Origin of the sequence: Micrococcus sp. EYE_212 (assembly GCF_023147585.1) — a bacterium.
Classification (GTDB): domain Bacteria; phylum Actinomycetota; class Actinomycetes; order Actinomycetales; family Micrococcaceae; genus Micrococcus.
The window spans coordinates 1-915 of record NZ_JAHXOZ010000038.1; the positions used below are offsets into that span (position 1 = coordinate 1).

The window sequence follows — 915 nt, forward strand, 5'->3', positions numbered from 1 at the left end:
GCGACGGCGACGGCCTGAGTGCGGTCCGACTTCCGCCAGCTCCCGCCGTGAGGTCGCACCCGCCCGGGCCGATCCTTGCCGATCCGAACGGCGAGTTTGCCGGCCATTCCCACCCCCAGGGGGGCCAGCGGCTCCACGAGGAATGAGGCACCGTCCAGGGCGGAGAGTTTCGCCTGAGCACCGATAGCGAATCGCCCCCGGCCCTCCGTGGACTTGGTGACGTGATCCACCATGACCACGGCCGCACCCGTGGTGCGCGCGATCCGTCGTGGCAGGCGACGAATCCACCCGGTGACCTCATCATTGTCAATCGAGGGCACACCGGACACGCTCAGCGCCTCCGTCACCCCGTCCAGGACGGCCAGGGCGTAGCGGCGCTCCAGCAGCGCCAGGAACGCGGACACGTCCGCCCATCCCCCGTTCTCGGGGTCGGCCTCGGGCTGCACATAGTCCAGCCGTTCGGCCACCGCGTCCACAGGCGCGCCCAGCTTCACGAGACGGTCAAGCACGGTCGCCGGGTCCGATTCGTAGTCCATGAACAGCACCCGCCCGCCGTCCGTGAGCACCTGAGCGGCGACGGCGAGCATGAGCATGGACTTCCCCGACTCGGACTCTCCTGCCACCGAATGCACATGCCCCGGGTACAGCAGCTTCACGCCGTCCGTCCGTGCCATGAGGGTCGGCTCAACAGCGGTCGCCGTCCCGTTCAGATAGGCCGACAGGTCTACCGGGGACCACGAGGGCCGGGACGGCGGCTCGGCCTCCGTGAGGGCCTCCGGTGCCTCCGTGACGGTCTCGCAGACCGTGGGGGCAGCCGGGCCTATCGGGCGGTCCGTGAAGCCCTCAGCGGCCAGCGCACGGGCGGCGGCGGAATGGTCCCCGCCATGCTCCAGCACCGCATACGCCCCGAACTTG

The 915-nt window shown here is 70.3% G+C and carries 1 protein-coding gene; it reads right to left on the minus strand.

What is annotated here, in order from left to right; genetic code table 11:
• The coding region (locus tag KZX60_RS11895) for an AAA family ATPase (protein WP_248118622.1) at positions 1-915 on the minus strand (915 nt) is incomplete at both ends.